Here is a 15,528-nt window from a genome sequence, read left to right as displayed (position 1 = left end):
TGACCAATGCTATTTGCGGCCGAATCGGCGGTTGCCGGAAGATTGCGGAACCGGGTCATGCCTACGGCTTGCATCGGCTGGCCGGATACTCCCATGGCGCGATATCGAAGGTTTCAGCCACGTAGGAACCGGCTGCCGGGCGGCCTCCCCCTGCGGCCTTGCCGCCCGGCAGCCGGACCCGTAGATTGCCCGCAACCCGTTTTCCGGCCCGATTCGCCGCTATCGACGCGGCAACATTTTTATCGTGATTCGCATGCTCAATCCCCGTATCGATGCCCTCAGCGACTATCCCTTCGCCCGCCTGCGCACCCTGCTGGATGCCGAGCCGCTGCCGGCCGGGATGACACCGATCAACCTGTCGATCGGCGAGCCGCAGCATCCGCTGCCGTCCATGGTGATCGAGCAGATGACGGCGGACCTGAGCGTACTGAACCGCTATCCCACCCTGAACGGCACACCGGATTTCCGCGCCGCCTGCGCCGCCTGGATCACGCGGCGCTACAACCTGCCGGCAAACCTGATCGACCCAGAGACCCAGATCGTGGCGCTGACCGGCACGCGCGAGGGGCTGTACATGATCGCCGGCGTGGTGGTGCCGGAGAAGAAGGGCAAAAAGGGCGAGCGCCCCGTGGTGCTGATGCCCAATCCCTTCTACCAGACCTATGTCGGCGCGGCGGTCGCGGCCGGGGCCGAGCCCTATTTCATGCCGGCTTTGGCCGAGAACGGTTTCCTGCCCGATTTCGGCACGCTGGATGTCGATACGCTGGATCGCACCGCGCTGGTCTATATCTGCTCGCCAGCCAATCCGCAGGGCGCGGTGGCCAGTGTGGAGTATCTGGCGAACCTGATCGAACTGTCGCGCAGGCACGATTTCGTCGTCGCCTTCGACGAATGTTATGCCGAAATCTACGACCAGGTGCCGCCGCCCGGCGGACTTGATGCTGCCCTGCATCTGGCCGGCGACAGGATCGGCCCCGATGCCCTGAAGAGCGTGGTCGTCTTCCATTCGCTGTCCAAGCGCTCGAGCGCGCCGGGCCTGCGGTCGGGTTTCTGCACCGGCGACGCCGAAATCACCAAGGCCTTCATCAAGCTGCGCAACTACGGCTGCACTGGCATGATGATGCCGGTGGCGGCCGCCTCAGCCGCCTTGTGGCGCGACGAGGTGCATGTCGAGCAGAACCGGGCGCTGTATCGCCAGAAATTCGACATGGCGCAGAATGTGCTGGGCAACCGTTTCGGCTTTTTCCGCCCGGCCGGCGGCTTCTATCTCTGGCTCGATGTGGGCGACCCTGAGGCCATGGCGCTGAAACTGTGGCGCGAGGCCGGCATCCGCACCCTGCCGGGCAATTACCTGACCCGCCCGGAAAACGGCGGAGAAAAGGCCGGAAAATCGTTCCTGAGGATCGCCCTGGTGGCCGATCTGGAAACCACCCGCAGCGCGCTTCAACGAATCGGTAACTTTCTGGGGGGTTAAATCCTCAGGCTGGGGCGAATCGGCCCGAACCGGCAGCGTTTTTCCTGCCGGCATGGTTAACGGGTCGCGTGATTTCAGAGTGCGAGGAACGGTATGGCTGCCAGGTCGAAGAAGAAGCGGTCTTTCTTTCCGGAAGGTTTCGACGAATTCCTGCGCCTGCGGGCGCGGGAGGGCGGCGGCGTCCTGATACTGGGGATCGGCTTCCTGCTGGCGCTGGCACTGGCCACCTTCGATCCCGCCGACCCGAATTTCAATCACGCCACGCCGCTGGCGCCGAAGAACTGGCTCGGCCTGCCCGGCGCCTATGTCTCGGATGTGCTGCTGCAGACCCTTGGCCTGTCGGCCTGGCTGTTCGTGCTGCTGCTGGCCTCCTGGGGTTTTCGCGTGGTGTCGCATCGCGGTTTGCCGCGCTGGTGGCTGAATGTGGCGCTGGTGCCGCTCACGCTGGTTCTGTTTGCCTGCTTCGCCGCCGCCCTGCCAGTGCCGGCCACCTGGAGCCTGCGCGCCGGCCTGGGTGGCGTGGTGGGCGACTACATCCTCTATCACCAGCTCGTGCCGCTGGGCGTTTCCTTCGGTCTGCCGATGTCGGCCGTGCTGCCGGGCATCCTGTGTTTTGCTTTTGCCGTGCTCTGCTTCTATTTCGCCTCGGGTTTAAGCTCCAGCGAATGGCGCAGCATGGGTGCCAGCCTCGGCTTTGGCGCCGCTGCGGCCACAGGCCTGGCCGCCCAGGGCCTTTATCGAAGCGGCAAGGCGGCCATGCGCACCGGGCAGGAAGCGCCGGAAGTGGTGGGCGGTTTCTTCGGCCGCCTGAAGGCGTTCTTCAGCCGCGGTGACGAAGACGACAAGCCGGTGCTGCGCAAGGCCGAGCCCAGCTTCGGCCGGGCCAAGGCGCGCGCCGCCGCCGAGGATGGCGACTACATTGATCCGGATGATCTGGACGACGAGATCGACGCTGATGATGACGAAGACATGCCGCGCCTGCCCACGGCCAAGAAGGCCGATGAAGGCCGCGTCACCCGTCGCATCGAGAAGCCGAAAACCGGCAGCCGCGTGGCGCGCGAGGCGCAGACATCGCTCAACCTCGGCGACGCCGGCGATTTCGAATTGCCCGAACTCTCGCTGCTGAAGCCGCCGCCGGCCGACAGCGCGCGCGAGAAGATCAACGAGGACGCGCTGGAACAGAATGCGCGCATGCTCGAATCCGTGCTGAACGAATTCGGCGTGCAGGGCGAGATCACCAAGGTGCGCCCCGGTCCGGTGGTGACGCTGTATGAACTCGAACCGGCGCCCGGCACCAAGTCCAGCCGCGTGATCGGCCTGTCGGACGACATCGCCCGCTCGATGAGCGCGCTGTCGGCCCGCGTCGCCGTGATCCCCGGCCGCAATGCCATCGGCATCGAGCTGCCGAATGCCAAGCGCGAGACGGTATACCTGCGCGAACTGCTGGCCTCGGCCGAGTTTGAATCGCCCAGCAGCAAGCTGGCGCTGGCGCTGGGCAAGGATATCGGCGGCTCGGCGATCATCGCCGACCTAGCCAAGATGCCGCATCTGCTGGTGGCCGGCACCACCGGTTCGGGCAAGTCGGTGGCGATCAACACCATGATCCTGTCGCTGCTCTACAAGCTCACGCCCGACCAGTGCCGCTTCATCATGGTCGACCCGAAGATGCTGGAGCTTTCCGTCTATGACGGCATCCCGCACCTGCTGGCGCCGGTGGTGACCGAGCCGGGCAAGGCGGTGGTGGCGCTGAAATGGACCGTGCGCGAGATGGAGGACCGCTATCGCAAGATGTCGGAACTCGGCGTGCGCAACATCGCCAGCTACAACGAGCGCCTCGCCCAGGCCCGCGCCAAGGACGAGAAGCTCGGCCGCACGGTGCAGACTGGCTTCGACGAGGCCGGCAAGCCGGTCTATGAGGAACGCCCGATCGACCTCAATCCGCTGCCCTTCATCGTGGTGATCGTGGACGAGCTGGCCGACCTGATGCTGGTGGCCGGCAAGGACATTGAGGCGGCGATCCAGCGTCTGGCCCAGATGGCACGCGCCGCCGGCATCCATCTGATCATGGCCACGCAGCGCCCGTCGGTCGACGTGATCACCGGCACGATCAAGGCCAATTTCCCGACCCGCATCTCCTTCCAGGTGACGTCGAAGATCGACAGCCGCACCATCCTGGGCGAGCAGGGCGCCGAGCAGCTGCTGGGCATGGGCGACATGCTGTTCATGCCCGGCGCCGGCCGCATCAGCCGCGTCCATGGCCCCTTCGTTTCGGATGAAGAGGTCGAGCGCGTGGTGAAGATGCTGAAGGACCAGGCCGAGCCGGTCTATGTCGAGGCGGTGACCAGCGATCCCGACGGCGGCAAGTTCGGTATGCCGGGCTCGGGCGGCGAGGGCGGCGAGGAAGACACGCTCTACGATCAGGCCGTGGCCCTGGTCTGCCGCGAGCGCAAGGCCAGCACGTCGTTCATCCAGCGCCATCTGCAGATCGGCTACAACCGTGCCGCCCGCATCATGGAGCGCATGGAGAAGGAAGGCGTGGTCGGCCCCGCCAACCATGTCGGCAAACGTGAGGTGCTGGCCCGCAACATCGAGGCGGCGGAATAACCGCTACCTGCATACAGTCATAAAAAAGCCCGGCAGCGATGCCGGGCTTTTTTTATGCGTCATCCTGGCCAAGCGACACTGTTTGTGTCGCGCGAGCCAGGATCCCATTTTGGATCAGCTTGAAAATGGGTTCCCGGGTCTTCGCTGACGCTCCGCCCGGGATGACGCTCGGGTTTTATTCATGCCGCATCGGGCCGCAGGCCATAGGCATCGGCCGGCGCTTCTGATTTCACGAAATGCAGCAGCATGGCCTGCACATCAGGATCGCTGATCAGCCGGCGGTGCCCAAGCCCGTCGAGGATGCGGAATTCGGCGCGCGGCCAGCCGGCGGCATTCTCCTGGCTGTGTTTCAGCGGCACGGTGCGGTCGTCGCGGCTGTGCAGGATCAGGCCCGCGGCATCCAGATCGCGCAGCTTGGGCGGCAGGTAGAGCGAGTCCATGCTGCGGCCGACGATGGTCTCGATGGCGGCATAGGCCTGTTCCACCTGGGCGCGGTCGAGTTTCAGCATCTGCATCATCGCGCCGGCGAACAGGCGCGGATGGTTGGGCGCGGCCAGGATGGCGAAACGCTCGGCGGCCAGCCCCATCTCGGTGGCGGCGATCAGCGTGGCGGTGCCGCCCAGCGAATGCGCGATCACCGCCTGGAATTTTCCGCCCTGTGGCAGCGCGCCAATGGCCACGGCCTCGCGGGCGACGGCGGCGACCCCGGCGGCCAGCACCGGGATCGGCGTGGCGCGGCCATGGCGCGAGCGGGCCGGAGACCGGCCATGACCGGGCAAATCGAGGCTGAGCACGCGATAGCCATCGGCCACCAGCCGGTCGACCAGCGGTGCCCAGCTCAGGTGATCGTCTTCCCAGCCATGCACCAGCAACACAGCGGGATCGCCGGTGCGGCCATAACTCCAGGCCGCCAACGGCCCGACCGGCCCTTCCACGGCGAAGGGCGTCGCATGACTGGCTGGTAGCTGTCGCGGCCCGGTCGGCCGGCGCTGGGAGGCCAGGAACAGTGTGGCAGCCCGGCGGGCAGCCCAGCCTGGGACGATGGCGAATCCGGTCCGGATCAGAGCGCGTTGGGTAAGGAAGCTAATAATAGTTCGAATGTTCGTGCTATTTTTAGCTTTGACGGAAGGCTTTTTAGGCATGGGCTATCCTTTCCCGGGAGGTCAGGCCAGGATAGCGAACGATCGTTCTATTTCAAGCGGATTTTTCAGGCTATCCGAGTTTCACCGCCGTGCCGCTGGCCGCCACCATCAGCATCTGGCGGTCGTTGCCGCCGATCTGCTGGTAATCCAGATCCAGGCCCACCACGGCATCGGCACCCAGCGCTGCAGCTTCTTCGACCAGGCTTTCCAGCGCCAGCGCCTTGGCCTTGCGCAACTCCTTTTCATAGGAACCCGAGCGGCCGCCCAGGATATCGGTGATGCCGGCGAAGAAATCGCGGAACACGTTGGTGCCCATCACGGCCTCGCCGGCGACGATGCCGAGATAGGCGGTGATCTTCTTGCCGTCCACGCTGTCGGTGCTGGTCAGGATCATGGTTCGCTCCCTGATTTGGTCACGGAAGATTATGCGGCTTGCCTTGATTTCGCCATCGCCCACCGCTACCCCTGACGCCATGGATACCTCACCCACCAGCCGCCGCCGTTTCCTGCTTGCCATGGCCGTCACAGCCGCCGCGGCGAAAGTCTCGCTGGCCACGGCCTATGCCGCCGCGCCGGCGGCGAATGCGCGCCTGACGCAGCAGGATCGCGCCGATCTGGAGCGGATTGCCGGCTATTTCAACCAGGTGCGGAGCATGCAGGGCCGCTTCCTGCAGGTGGGGCCCGAAGGCGATGCCGCCGAGGGCAAGATTTACCTGAGCCGCCCCGGCCGCTTCCGCTTCGAGTTCGATCCGCCGGTGCCGATGCTGATCGTTTCCGACGGTGCCTACATCATCATGGAAGACCGCGAGCTGAAATCGGTGGAGCGCATTCCACTCGGCGCCACGCCGCTCGATCTGTTGTTGCGCGAACAGGTGAAATTCGATGACAGTGTGGGCATCGCTAGGGTCGAACGCGGCGCCGCCATCCTGCGCGTCACACTGTTTGCGCCCGACCGCCCCAAGGAAGGCTCCATCACCCTGGTCTTCGGCGACAAGCCGCTGGAATTCGCCGGCTGGACCGTGACGGATGCGCAGGGCAAGGTCACGGCCATTACGCTCAGCCAGATCGACTTCAATCCCCAGCTCTCCACCCGCCTGTTTACCTATGGCGACCGGCCGTCGTCCGAGCGTGTGCTGCAGCAGCGGCGCTGACAGAGAGTGTTCGTCGGCGGTATTTGCCGCAAATTACAATTTTAACCGGTAATTACCGACTCGTAACGCGCAAGTCCGTGAACTTTCGTCGTAAAACCAGGATTAGGCCCGGGGCAAAGGTTGCAGGCCTTCGGAAGGCTGCTATAACCTCGGCCCCGAACGGCAATCATATATCCCGTGGCATTCGCTACCGGTCCGAAACCCGTAGGTCAGCATGAATATCCATGAATACCAGGCGAAAAGCCTGCTCGCGAAATACGGTGTCGCCGTGCCGCGCGGCGGCGTGGCGTTCTCTCCCGACGAGGCCATCACCGTGGCCAAGCAGCTCGGCGGTCCGGTCTGGGTGGTAAAGGCCCAGATCCATGCCGGCGGCCGCGGCAAGGGCGGCGGCGTCAAGGTGGTCAAGTCGATCGACGAAGTCGCGGAAAAGTCCAAGGCCATGCTGGGCATGACCCTGGTGACCCACCAGACCGGCCCCGAGGGCAAACTGGTCAAGCGGCTCTATGTCGAGGAAGGCTGCGACATCAAGCGTGAGCTTTACTTAAGCTTCCTGGTCGACCGCGCCACCTCGCGCATCACCGTGATGGCCTCGACCGAGGGCGGCATGGAGATCGAAGAGGTTGCCGCCTCGCATCCTGAAAAGATTCTGAAGGTCGCCATCGATCCAGTGACCGGCCTGCAGCCTTTCCATGCCCGCCAGATCGCCTTCGGTCTTGGCCTGGAAGGCAAGCAGGTGCAGTCGGCGGTGAAGTTCATGATGGCGATGTACGAGGCCTTCGTTGGTCTCGATGCCTCCATCGTCGAGATCAACCCGCTGGTCGTCACCGGCGCCGGCGACCTGATCGCGCTGGATGCCAAGATGAACTTCGACGACAACGCGCTGTACCGGCACAAGGATGTCGAGGACATGCGCGATCCGGACGAGGAGGATGCCTCCGAGCTGGAAGCCGCGAAGTGGTCGCTCAATTACGTCAAGCTGGACGGCGAGATCGGCTGCATGGTCAACGGCGCCGGCCTGGCCATGGCCACCATGGACATCATCAAGCTGTACGGCTCCGAGCCGGCCAACTTCCTCGATGTCGGTGGCGGCGCCACCAAGGAGCGCGTCACGGCAGCCTTCAAGATCATTCTTGGCGACAAGAACGTGAAGGGCATCCTGGTCAACATCTTCGGCGGCATCATGCGCTGCGACATCATCGCCGAGGGCGTGGTGGCGGCGGCCCGCGAAGTGAAGCTGGCCGTGCCGCTGGTGGTTCGCCTCGAAGGCACCAATGTCGATCTGGGCAAGAAGATCATGGCCGAGAGCGGCCTGCCGATCATCTCTGCCGACAATCTTGCCGACGCCGCCGACAAGGTGGTGAAGGCCGTGAAGGGAGCCAAGTAAAATGGCTGTTCTGGTCAACAAGGATACCAAGGTCATCTGCCAGGGCATCACCGGCAGCCAGGGCACCTTCCATACGGAACAGGCGATCGCCTACGGCACCAAGATGGTCGGCGGTGTGACGCCGGGCAAGGGCGGCACCACCCATGCCGGCCTACCGGTGTTCAACACCGTGGCCGAAGCCGTGTCGAAGACCGGCGCCAATGCCTCGGTGATCTACGTGCCGCCGCCGTTCGCGGCCGACTCGATCCTGGAAGCCATCGACGCCGAAATCCCGCTGGTGGTCTGCATCACCGAGGGCATTCCGGTGCTCGACATGGTCAAGGTCAAGCGCGCGCTCGGCGGTTCCAAGACCCGCCTGATCGGCCCCAACTGCCCCGGCATCATCACGCCGGGCGAGTGCAAGATCGGTATCATGCCGGGCCACATCCATCGCCGCGGCAAGGTCGGCATCGTGTCGCGTTCCGGCACGCTGACCTATGAGGCGGTGGCGCAGACCACAGCGGCCGGCCTGGGTCAGACCACCTGCATCGGCATCGGCGGCGACCCGGTGAACGGCACCAACTTCATCGATGCGCTCGACCTGTTCCTTGGCGACAAGGAAACCGAATGCATCATCATGATCGGCGAGATCGGCGGCAGCGCCGAGGAAGAGGCCGCCGAGTTCCTCAAGCAATCGAAGGTGAAGAAGCCGACCGTTGGCTTCATCGCCGGTCGTACCGCGCCTCCGGGCCGCCGCATGGGTCATGCCGGCGCGATCATCTCGGGCGGCAAGGGTGATGCGAACACCAAGCTGGAGGCCATGCGATCGGCCGGCATCCGCGTATCGGATAGTCCGGCAGCGCTCGGCACCACCCTGGTTGATCTGTTGAACGGGAAGTAACAGGAATCAGAAGAGGGCGGCGCCGGCCAACAAGCGGCGCCACGACATCGATGACGGCGCAGCTTGAACGCACGCAGTTCCTCTACGGTGGCAACAGCACCTTTGTCGAGGAGCTGTATGCCAAGTACGTTGCCAACCCCGACAGCGTCGATGCTTCCTGGAAGCAGTTCTTCGAAGCTCTCGGCGACGATTTCAGCCAGCCCAAGCAGGCCCTGAGCCGTCCGAGCTGGGCGCCAACCTCGGCGCTGATCCAGCTTGAGGACGAGGGCCTGCTCGGTGCCCAGGGCAAGGCAGCCAAGGCGGCCGACCGCGCCGCCAAGGCCGGCGGTTCCGCCGCCGATGCCCGTGCCGCCGCGCTGGATACCATCCGCGCGGCCATGCTGATCCGCAATTACCGCATCCGCGGTCACCTGATGGCCAGCCTGGATCCGCTGGGCATCCAGGCGTCCGGCGCCCATCCGGAGCTGGAGCCGCAATCCTACGGCTTCTCCGAAGCCGACATGGACCGGCCGATCTTCATCGACAACATGCTGGGCCTGGAGATCGCGACCCTGCGCGAGATCCTGCAGATCCTGCGGCGCACCTACTGCTCGACCATCGGCGTCGAGTTCATGCACATCTACCATCCGGAGCAGAAGGCCTGGATCCAGGAGCGCATCGAGGGCCGCGACAAGGAAGTCCACTTCACCAACGAGGGCAAGAAGGCGATCCTCAACAAGCTGGTAGAAGGTGAGATTTTCGAGCGCTTCTGCCACATGAAGTTCACCGGCACCAAGCGTTTCGGCCTGGAAGGCGGCGAGGCGCTGATCCCGGCGATGGAAGCCATCATCAAGCGCGGCGGCCAGCTTGGCCTGAAGGATATCGAACTGGGTATGCCGCATCGCGGCCGCCTCAATATCCTGGCCAACGTAATGGCCAAGCCCTATCGCGCCATCTTCACCGAATTCAAGGGCATGGCCTATCACCCGGACGATTTCCAGGGTTCGGGCGACGTGAAGTATCACCTTGGCGTGTCGTCGGATCGTGAGTTCGACGGCAACAAGGTGCATCTGTCGCTGGCGGCCAACCCGTCGCATCTGGAAATCATCAATCCGGTTTGCCTGGGCAAGTCGCGCGCCAAGCAGACCCAGATGGGCGATACCGAACGCGGGCAGGTCCTGACCGTGCTGCTGCATGGCGATGCGGCCTTTGCTGGCCAGGGCGTGGTGGCGGAATGCTTCGCGCTGTCGGAGCTGCGCGGCTATCGCACCGGCGGCACCATCCACATCATCGTCAACAACCAGATCGGTTTCACGACGAACCCGTCCTATTCGCGGTCGTCGCCCTATCCGTCCGATCTGGCCAAGGTGGTGCAGGCGCCGATCTTCCATGTGAATGGCGACGATCCGGAAGCCGTGACCCATGTGGCCAAGATCGCCACCGAATTCCGCCAGCAGTTCAAGAAGGACGTGGTGATCGACCTGTTCTGTTATCGCCGCCACGGCCATAACGAGACCGACGATCCCTCCTTCACCCAGCCGATCATGTATCGCGCGATCGCGACGCATCCGACCACGCGGCAGATCTATGCCAAGCGTCTGGTCGAGGAGGGCGTGATCAGCGATGCCGATGCCGAGGGCATGGTCACCACCTTCCAGAACCGCCTGGAAGAGGAACTGGAAGCCTCGAAGTCGTTCAAGCCGAACAAGGCCGACTGGCTGGAAGGCAAATGGTCCGGTCTGGAAATCGCCTCGGGCGACGACCGCCGCGGCACCACCGCGGTCGAGATGGAAACGCTGAAGAAGATCGGCCACGCCATCACGACGGTGCCCGACGGTTTCAACATCCACAAGACGCTGGCCCGCAACACCCAGAATCGCCGCAATGCGATCGACGCCGGCGAGGGCATCGACTGGGCGACGGCGGAAGCGCTGGCTTTCGGTTCGCTGCAGCTCGAAGGCTTCGGCGTGCGTCTGTCGGGCCAGGATTGCGGGCGTGGTACTTTCAGCCAGCGTCACAGCGTCTGGCATGACCAGCAGACCGAAGAACGTTATGTGCCGCTCAATCACATCGCCGATGGCCAGGCGAATTACGAGGTGATCGACAGCCTGCTGTCGGAAGCCGCCGTGCTTGGCTACGAATACGGCTACAGCCTGGCCGAACCGAACGCGCTGGTGATGTGGGAAGGCCAGTTCGGCGACTTCGCCAACGGCGCCCAGGTGGTGTTCGACCAGTTCATCTCCTCGGGCGAGGTGAAGTGGATGCGCATGTCGGGCCTCGCCGTGCTGCTGCCTCATGGCTATGAAGGCCAGGGTCCAGAGCACAGCTCGGCCCGCCTGGAGCGTTATCTGCAGCTCTGCGCCGAAGACAACATGCAGGTCGCGAACTGCACCACGCCGGCCAATTACTTCCACATCCTGCGCCGGCAGATGCACCGCAAGTTCCGCAAGCCGCTGATTTTGATGACGCCGAAGTCGCTGCTGCGTCACAAGCTGGCGGTGTCCAAGCTCACCGACATGGGGCCGGGTTCGTCCTTCCACCGCGTGCTGTGGGACGACGCGCCGCATGACGATGCCAAGATCAAGCGTATCGTGCTGTGCACCGGCAAGGTCTATTACGACCTGTTCGAGGAGCGCCAGAAGCGCGAGATGAAGGACACGGTGATCCTGCGCGTGGAACAGCTCTATCCGTTCCCGCACAAGGCCCTGCTGGCCGAGATGAAGCGTTACAAGAACGCCAAGACGGTGGTCTGGTGCCAGGAAGAGCCGAAGAACATGGGCGCCTGGAGCTTCATCGAACCCCATATCGAAGGCGTGCTCGGCGAACTCGACATCAAGATGAAACGGCCGCTTTATGCCGGTCGCGTCGAGGCGGCTTCGCCGGCTACCGGTCTGATGAGCAAGCATAACCAGCAGCAGGCCAAACTGGTCGACGACGCACTGACGGCGTAACCCGGGACGGGGACATCCGAGGGGCGTTTTTTTAGAGGGAAGTAAAACATGGCAGTCGAAATTCGTGTCCCGCAGCTGGCGGAATCGATCTCCGAAGCCACCGTCGGCCGCTGGGCCGCCAAGGCCGGCGAGGCGGTGGCCCGCGACCAGCTGCTGGTCGAACTGGAAACCGACAAGGTGACCGTCGAGGTCAATGCGCCGGAAGCCGGCACGCTGGGCGAGGTTCTTGCCGCCGAGGGCGCCACGGTGCAGGTCGGCGATCTGCTCGCCACCCTGAATGCCGGCGCCGGCGCTGCCGCGAAGCCCGCCGCCAAGCCGGCGGAAGCCGCCAAACCCGCCGCGGCGCCTGCCGCGCCGAAGGCCCCCGCTGCCGCTCCGGCTGCGGGTCAGGCCCTGCCGGCTGCTGCCAAGCTGGCCGCTGAAAAGAATGTCGATGTGTCGGGCGTTGCCGGCTCGGGCAAGGGCGGTCGCGTCACCAAGGGCGATGTGATGGACCTGCTCGCCGGCGGTGGTGCCGCGCCGGCTGCCCGTCCTGCCGTGCCGACCGGTCCGCGCGCCAATGCCGACCGCGAGGAACGCCAGCGCATGTCCAAGCTGCGCCAGGTGATCGCGCGTCGCCTGAAGGAAGCGCAGAACACCGCCGCCATGCTCACCACCTTCAACGAGGTGGACATGTCGGCCCTGATGGCCGCCCGCAAGACCTATGTCGACGGCTTCGAGAAGAAGCACGGCGTGCGGCTGGGCTTCATGTCCTTCTTCGTCAAGGCCTGCGTGCAGGCGCTGAAGGAATTCCCGGCGGTGAACGCCGAGATCGAGGGCGATGACATCGTCTTCAAGAACTACTTCAACATCGGCTGCGCCGTGTCGACCCCGACCGGCCTGGTCGTGCCGGTGATCCGCGATGCCGACCAGATGTCGTTTGCCGGCATCGAAAAGACCATCGGCGATTTCGGCAAGCGCGCCCGCGACGGCAAGCTCGGTATCGACGAACTGCAGGGCGGTACCTTCAGCATCTCCAATGGCGGCGTGTTCGGCTCGCTGATGTCGACCCCGATCATCAACCCGCCGCAATCGGCCATTCTGGGCATGCACAAGATCCAGGAACGTCCGATGGCCATCAACGGTCAGGTGGTGATCCGGCCGATGATGTATCTGGCGCTGTCCTACGACCACCGCATCATCGACGGCCGCGAGGCGGTCAGCTTCCTGGTGCGCGTCAAGGAATCGATCGAAGACCCGCAGCGCCTGCTGTTCGAGGTCTGAGGTAGGGACCGATGATCGTCCGGGTCTGGAGCACGGGGTTCACCCTCGCCCGCCTGGACGATCTGGTCGCTTTCGCCCGCAGCCGGCTGGAACCGTTTTTCCATAACCAGGATGGCTGTCTGGGCTGTTTTTTTACCTATGATTCCGATGAGTGGCGCACCATCAGTCTGTGGCGCGACCAGGTTGCCGTCGACGCGGTGAAGGATTCCGCCGACTACCGCGCCATGCTGGCCGACCTGGTCGGCAGCGGCATTCTGCAGGGCAGCCAGAATACGCGCGTTTTCAAGGCCGCTGGCGGCGGTGTTTTTGGCCCGCTGGCTTTCTAGGGTTTGGGAGATTCACGAATGAGCGAACAGGCTTTCGACATCATCATCATCGGCGCCGGCCCCGGCGGCTACACCATGGCGATCCGCTGCGCCCAGCTGGGCATGAGCGTGGCCTGCGTCGAGAAGGATGCCGGTCTGGGCGGCACCTGCACCAATGTCGGCTGCATCCCGTCCAAGGCGCTGCTGCATTCCTCTGAACTTTATCATGAGGCCACCCACGGCTTCGCGCAGCACGGCATCAAGGTCGGCAAGATCGAGGTCGACCTGCCGGCGATGATGGCGCAGAAGCAGAGCGTGGTCAGCTCCTCGAACAAGGGTATCGAATTCCTGTTCAAGAAGAACAAGGTCACCTGGCTGAAGGGCGAGGGCAGCCTGCTGGGCGGCGGCAAGGTGGCGGTGAAGGGCGAAAGCGCCGGCACATACTCTGCCAAGCATATCGTGATCGCCACCGGCTCCGAGGTCATGCCGCTGAAGGGCATCGAGATCGACGAGAAGCAGGTGGTCTCCTCCACGGGCGCGCTCAAGCTTGGCGCCGTGCCGAAGACCATGGTGGTGATCGGTGGCGGCGTGATCGGCCTGGAGCTGGGTTCGGTATGGAACCGGCTGGGTGCCGAGGTCACGGTGGTGGAATTCCTCGACCGCATCCTGCCGACCAATGACGGCGAAGTGTCGAAGCAGATGCAGCGCGTGCTGGCCAAACAGGGCATGAAGTTCAAGCTCGGCACCAAGGTCACCGCGGCCAAGGCCGGCAAGGGCGGCGTGACGCTGACCATGGAACCGGCCGCTGGCGGTGCCGCCGAAGAGGTGAAGGCCGATATCGTGCTGGTCTCGATCGGTCGCCGACCCTACACCGCTGGTCTGGGCCTGGAAGCCGCCGGCGTGCAACTCGACGAACGCGGCCGCGTGAAGGTGGACGATCACTTCCAGACCACGGCCAAGGACGTCTATGCCATCGGCGATGCGATTCAGGGCGCCATGCTGGCCCACAAGGCCGAGGAAGAGGGCGTGGTGCTGGCCGAACTGCTGGCCGGCCAGAAGCCGCATATCAACTACGACGCCATTCCTGGCGTGGTTTACACCTGGCCGGAAGTGGCCAGTGTGGGCAAGACCGAGGAAGAACTGAAGGCGGCCGGCATCGCCTACAAGGCGGGCAAGTTCCCCTTCACGGCCAATGCGCGCGCGCGCGCCATGACCATGACCGACGGCTTCGTGAAGATCCTGGAAGACGAAAAAACCAAGAAGGTGCTGGGCGCTCATATCATCGGCCCCGATGCCGGCCATCTGATCCAGGAACTGGTGATGGCGCTGGAATTCGGCGCCTCGGCCGAGGATGTCTACCGCACCGTGCACGCCCATCCCGCGCTGACCGAGGCGGTGAAGGAAGCGGCGCTGGCCGTGGACGGCCGCGCGATCAACATCTGATTACCGGCAACAAGGATCGACGAAGGGCGGCTGCAAAGCCGCCCTTTTCGTTTTAGGCTTCGACTCGCATGCCTCTCCTCGATGCAAAGATTCGTGCAGCTCTCTGGGTGCTGGGCGCGGCGCTGGCCTTTTCGCTGCTCTATGCCTCGGGCAAGCTGACCGGCGGCCTGGTGCCGGCGATCCAGATCGTGTTCATCCGCTATATTAGCGGTTTCGTCACGGTCGGCGGCATCGCGGCTGCCCGTCGCATCCCGCCGCGCAGCATCCTGAATACCGGCCGACGCCACCTGCATTTCATCCGCGCGCTTTGCGGCGTGGGCGGCGGTGCCTGTTCGATCTATGGCGCCACCCACATGCCGCTGGCCGATGCCTCGGCGCTGGCCCTGCTGCAGGGCGTGTTCGTCATGGCGCTGGCCGTTCTGCTGCTGCGCGAGCGGGTCAGTCTGATGCAGATGCTGGCCGCAGGACTCTGCCTGGCCGGTGCATTCGTGATCGTGCGCGGCAATGCGCCAGAGGCGGCGGGGGAGTTTTCGTTTGCCATCGGCATCGCGCCATTGGCGATGATTGCCGGCGCCTTCCTCACCGCCTGCGAGGTGATCCTGATCAAGATGCTGTCGCGCCATGAAAGCGCGCTGTCCATGCTGCTGCATGTGAACGGCTTCGCCGCCCTGCTGCTCACTCTGCCGATGCTGGCGCTGTGGCAGCCGGCGCCGGCGTGGGAACTGGCCGCGCTTTGTCTGCTAGGGCCGATGGCCATCGCCGGCCAGATGTGCAATGTGCAGGCCTATCGCCTGGCCGATGCCGCCTGGCTCGCCCCCTTCGGCTACAGTTCGCTGGTCTTCGCCGCCCTGATCGGCTGGATCGGCTTCGGCGACCTGCCCACGCTCGCCACCCTGCTGGGCGCGGGCTTGATCGTGGCCGGCGGCCTGCTGCTGATCCGGCGTTGAACCGC

General features: G+C 64.5%; 12 protein-coding genes. 10 read left to right on the top strand and 2 right to left on the bottom strand.

The features are described 5' to 3' along the window. Positions 1 to 253: 253 nt before the first annotated feature. Positions 254 to 1,474 (top strand): aminotransferase class I/II-fold pyridoxal phosphate-dependent enzyme, encoded by a 1,221-nt coding sequence (locus ACK4FJ_RS09350; RefSeq protein WP_409765701.1) that lies wholly within the window; start codon positions 254 to 256, stop codon positions 1,472 to 1,474. 93 nt (positions 1,475 to 1,567) lie between these two features. Then, complete coding sequence (locus tag ACK4FJ_RS09345) at positions 1,568 to 4,078, top strand: DNA translocase FtsK (RefSeq protein ID WP_409765699.1); 2,511 nt, start codon at positions 1,568 to 1,570, stop codon at positions 4,076 to 4,078. 179 nt (positions 4,079 to 4,257) lie between these two features. Here ACK4FJ_RS09345 and ACK4FJ_RS09340 read toward each other — a convergent pair whose 3' ends face one another. Together ACK4FJ_RS09340 and ACK4FJ_RS09335 are read right to left on the bottom strand one after the other, a co-directional pair. Beyond that, complete coding sequence (locus tag ACK4FJ_RS09340; protein ID WP_409765697.1) at positions 4,258 to 5,013, bottom strand: alpha/beta fold hydrolase; 756 nt, start codon at positions 5,011 to 5,013, stop codon at positions 4,258 to 4,260. 277 nt (positions 5,014 to 5,290) lie between these two features. Further along, positions 5,291 to 5,614: a heavy metal-binding domain-containing protein gene (locus ACK4FJ_RS09335; protein ID WP_409765695.1), complete on the bottom strand. Its 324-nt coding sequence runs from the start codon at positions 5,612 to 5,614 to the stop codon at positions 5,291 to 5,293. A gap of 79 nt (positions 5,615 to 5,693) precedes the next feature. On the opposite strand from ACK4FJ_RS09335, the gene ACK4FJ_RS09330 reads away from it, so the two are divergent. The 8 genes from ACK4FJ_RS09330 to ACK4FJ_RS09295 all read left to right on the top strand — a co-directional run bounded on the left by ACK4FJ_RS09330 (position 5,694) and on the right by ACK4FJ_RS09295 (position 15,523). Next, positions 5,694 to 6,371 carry a LolA family protein gene (locus tag ACK4FJ_RS09330; protein WP_409765693.1) on the top strand — a complete coding sequence of 226 codons (678 nt, stop codon included), beginning with the start codon at positions 5,694 to 5,696 and terminating at the stop codon, positions 6,369 to 6,371. A gap of 214 nt (positions 6,372 to 6,585) precedes the next feature. Continuing rightward, on the top strand, positions 6,586 to 7,755 hold the full coding sequence (gene sucC, locus ACK4FJ_RS09325) for an ADP-forming succinate--CoA ligase subunit beta (RefSeq protein WP_409765691.1): 1,170 nt from the start codon (positions 6,586 to 6,588) through the stop codon (positions 7,753 to 7,755). 1 nt (position 7,756) lies between these two features. Continuing rightward, positions 7,757 to 8,635, top strand: coding sequence for a succinate--CoA ligase subunit alpha (sucD, locus tag ACK4FJ_RS09320; protein ID WP_409765689.1), 879 nt, complete (start codon positions 7,757 to 7,759; stop codon positions 8,633 to 8,635). A 50-nt stretch (positions 8,636 to 8,685) separates the two neighbouring features. Then, positions 8,686 to 11,565 carry a 2-oxoglutarate dehydrogenase E1 component gene (locus tag ACK4FJ_RS09315; RefSeq protein WP_409765687.1) on the top strand — a complete coding sequence of 960 codons (2,880 nt, stop codon included), beginning with the start codon at positions 8,686 to 8,688 and terminating at the stop codon, positions 11,563 to 11,565. A gap of 48 nt (positions 11,566 to 11,613) precedes the next feature. After that, positions 11,614 to 12,828 carry a 2-oxoglutarate dehydrogenase complex dihydrolipoyllysine-residue succinyltransferase gene (odhB, locus tag ACK4FJ_RS09310; protein WP_409765685.1) on the top strand — a complete coding sequence of 405 codons (1,215 nt, stop codon included), beginning with the start codon at positions 11,614 to 11,616 and terminating at the stop codon, positions 12,826 to 12,828. Between the two features lie 11 nt (positions 12,829 to 12,839). After that, a complete protein-coding gene (locus ACK4FJ_RS09305) occupies positions 12,840 to 13,154 on the top strand; it encodes an antibiotic biosynthesis monooxygenase (RefSeq protein WP_409765683.1) in 315 nt (104 codons plus the stop codon). 18 nt (positions 13,155 to 13,172) lie between these two features. Then, entirely contained in the window at positions 13,173 to 14,576 is a 1,404-nt protein-coding gene (lpdA, locus tag ACK4FJ_RS09300; RefSeq protein ID WP_409765681.1) for a dihydrolipoyl dehydrogenase, read from the top strand. A gap of 68 nt (positions 14,577 to 14,644) precedes the next feature. Then, positions 14,645 to 15,523 carry a DMT family transporter gene (locus ACK4FJ_RS09295; protein WP_409765679.1) on the top strand — a complete coding sequence of 293 codons (879 nt, stop codon included), beginning with the start codon at positions 14,645 to 14,647 and terminating at the stop codon, positions 15,521 to 15,523. Positions 15,524 to 15,528: the final 5 nt, after the last annotated feature.

The organism is Ferrovibrio sp. (assembly GCF_046297595.1).
Lineage (GTDB): Bacteria > Pseudomonadota > Alphaproteobacteria > Ferrovibrionales > Ferrovibrionaceae > Ferrovibrio.
Note: the sequence above shows the minus strand (reverse complement) of the source record. Positions and strands in the feature narration are given on the sequence as shown.

Excerpts from the sequence above, each read along its gene's own strand:
- ACK4FJ_RS09350 (WP_409765701.1), top strand. The coding sequence starts at position 254 with ATGCTCAATCCCCGTATCGATGCCCTCAGCGACTATCCCTTCGCCCGC.
- ACK4FJ_RS09345 (WP_409765699.1), top strand. The coding sequence starts at position 1,568 with ATGGCTGCCAGGTCGAAGAAGAAGCGGTCTTTCTTTCCGGAAGGTTTC.
- ACK4FJ_RS09335 (WP_409765695.1), bottom strand. The coding sequence starts at position 5,614 with ATGATCCTGACCAGCACCGACAGCGTGGACGGCAAGAAGATCACCGCC.
- ACK4FJ_RS09330 (WP_409765693.1), top strand. The coding sequence starts at position 5,694 with ATGGATACCTCACCCACCAGCCGCCGCCGTTTCCTGCTTGCCATGGCC.
- sucC (WP_409765691.1), top strand. The coding sequence starts at position 6,586 with ATGAATATCCATGAATACCAGGCGAAAAGCCTGCTCGCGAAATACGGT.
- sucD (WP_409765689.1), top strand. The coding sequence starts at position 7,757 with ATGGCTGTTCTGGTCAACAAGGATACCAAGGTCATCTGCCAGGGCATC.
- ACK4FJ_RS09315 (WP_409765687.1), top strand. The coding sequence starts at position 8,686 with ATGACGGCGCAGCTTGAACGCACGCAGTTCCTCTACGGTGGCAACAGC.
- odhB (WP_409765685.1), top strand. The coding sequence starts at position 11,614 with ATGGCAGTCGAAATTCGTGTCCCGCAGCTGGCGGAATCGATCTCCGAA.
- ACK4FJ_RS09305 (WP_409765683.1), top strand. The coding sequence starts at position 12,840 with ATGATCGTCCGGGTCTGGAGCACGGGGTTCACCCTCGCCCGCCTGGAC.
- lpdA (WP_409765681.1), top strand. The coding sequence starts at position 13,173 with ATGAGCGAACAGGCTTTCGACATCATCATCATCGGCGCCGGCCCCGGC.
- ACK4FJ_RS09295 (WP_409765679.1), top strand. The coding sequence starts at position 14,645 with ATGCCTCTCCTCGATGCAAAGATTCGTGCAGCTCTCTGGGTGCTGGGC.